This window comes from Arthrobacter sp. Y3223164 (genome assembly GCF_059091005.1).
Map to the genome: position 1 here is coordinate 1 of NZ_JBNHGF010000442.1, position 2,046 is coordinate 2,046.

The 2,046-nt window shown below is 69.1% G+C and carries 2 protein-coding genes; both read left to right on the forward strand.

What is annotated here, in order from left to right; translation table 11 throughout:
* A partial coding sequence (locus tag AC5RUJ_RS15150; RefSeq protein ID WP_494156128.1) for a DUF349 domain-containing protein occupies positions 1-1,386 on the forward strand: 1,386 nt, incomplete at its 5' end.
* Positions 1,387-1,484: 98 nt separating this feature from the next.
* Positions 1,485-2,046, forward strand: a 562-nt coding sequence (locus AC5RUJ_RS15155) for a type IV toxin-antitoxin system AbiEi family antitoxin (protein ID WP_494156129.1), incomplete at its 3' end; no start/stop codon positions are given.

Sequence of the window (2,046 nt, forward strand, 5' to 3'; positions counted from 1 at the left end):
CCGAAGCCGGCAGGCAAACCGGCCCCGAAGCCCGCCCCGGGCCGCAAGCCCACGCCGGCGGCCATGCCGGGAAAGATTGCTGCCGCTGCCCCCGCACAGCACGTCATCCCTGTTCCGGCGGTCGCCTCCACACCGCTGTCCGAGGCGTCCAAGTGGGCCCGCGTCACCGACGACGGCCACGTCTTCCTGCTTGTCGACGGGCAGGAACATCCGGTCGGACAGTACCCGGACGCCAGCAAGGACGAGGCGCTGGCCTACTTCGTGCGCAAGTATGACGACGTGGCGGCCCAGGCTGCCCTGCTGGAACAGCGGGTCGAAGCCAAGGCTCCCTCCAACGACATGCACAAGACCCTTGAGCATCTGAAGGCCCAGGTGGCCGAGCGGCACATGGTGGGCGACGTGCCCGCGCTCGAGTCCCGGCTGGCGAAACTTGGCTCAGCCATCAGCGAACTGCAGAAGGCCGAGAAGGCAAACCAGGAAGCCCAGCGAGCCGCAGAACTGGCGGCCCGCGAAGCCATCGTCGCCGCAGCCGAGGAGATCGCCGGCAAGGACCCGTCGTCGGTGCAGTGGAAAACCAGCAGCGCCCGCATGAACGAACTCTTCGACGCGTGGAAGGCCGCCCAGAAGAACGGCATCCGGCTGGGCCGCAGCACCGAGGACGCACTGTGGAAACGCTTCCGCTCGGCACGGACGGTCTTTGATCGGCACCGCCGCGCGTTCTTCAGCCAACTGGACAGCGACAACGCCGCGGCAAAGGCCGCCAAGGAAGCCCTGATCGCCCGGGCCGAAGAGCTTTCCACCTCCACGGACTGGGGCCACACCGCGGCCGAGTACCGGAAGCTGATGGACGATTGGAAGGCATCCAAGCGCGCCAGCCGCAAGGACGACGACGCGCTCTGGGCCAGGTTCCGGGCGGCGCAGGACAGGTTCTTCGCGGCACGCCAGGCCGCCAACGAGGCAATCGACCAGGAGTTCGCCGCCAACCTGGTGGTCAAGGAAGCGCTGGTCGCCGAGGCGCAGGCGCTGCTGCCAGTGACCGATCTGTCCGCAGCCAAGAAGGCCCTGCAGTCCATCCGTGATCGTTGGGAGGAAGCCGGCAAGGTTCCGCGCGGCGACATGCAGCGGATCGATGCCGGCCTGCGCAAGGTCGAGGATGCGGTCAAGGCCGCGGAGGACGATCACTGGCGCCGGACGAATCCGGAGACCAAGGCCCGCACCAACAGCGCCCTGTCCCAGCTCGAGTCGGCCATCGCCGGGCTCGAGGATGACCTGGCCCAGGCCGAAAAGGCCGGCGACCAGCGGCGGATCGCCAAGGCCCGGGAGGCCTTGGAGGCGCGCCGCCAGTGGCTCGACACGCTGCAGCGCTCAGCGGAGGACTTCTCCTAGAGGACCAAGCCCTACACAACCCGAGGGCCCCCGAACGGCTTTCCACAAGGCGTTCGGGGGCCCTTCGGCTGTCCCGGCCCGTTTGGCATGCTGTCTGCATGGCCCGTCTACATCCCGCCGCCACGGCGGCTGAACGTACCGCCCAGGCCGCGCCGGCGGTACTGCGGCCGGGGCATCCGTTCAGCCGCAGCGAACTTGAGTGCATGCGCCTGGAGGGCCTCTTAGTCAACGTCTACGGTCCGGGGTTTGCCTTGCCATGGGAGCCGATCACGCCCCGACACCGTGCGGCAGCCGCGTACTTCAGCCTGCCCGGGCATGTCCGCCGGAAAGTGGTGCTGGGGAGGATGACGGCGGCATGGGTCTACGGCTGCGCGCCGGCCCCGCAGAAACTCTCGGTGCTGCTGGACCACCGGCACAGGACCACGTCGCAGGGCAGGTATCGCCTTGCCCTGATCCACGAAGTGACACTTGGCCCCCTGGATACCGTGACCATCGGCGGGGTCCCGGTGAGCACGCCGCTGAGGACCGCACTGGACGTGGCCCTGCACGTTCCGGACCAAGAGGCCATCCCCGTGTTGCGGGCGCTGGCCGGGGCCAGCGGACTCGACTGCCCGCTGGACGCCGTCCGGCAGGCGGTGGAGGCGAGGCCGAGGCTGCCGG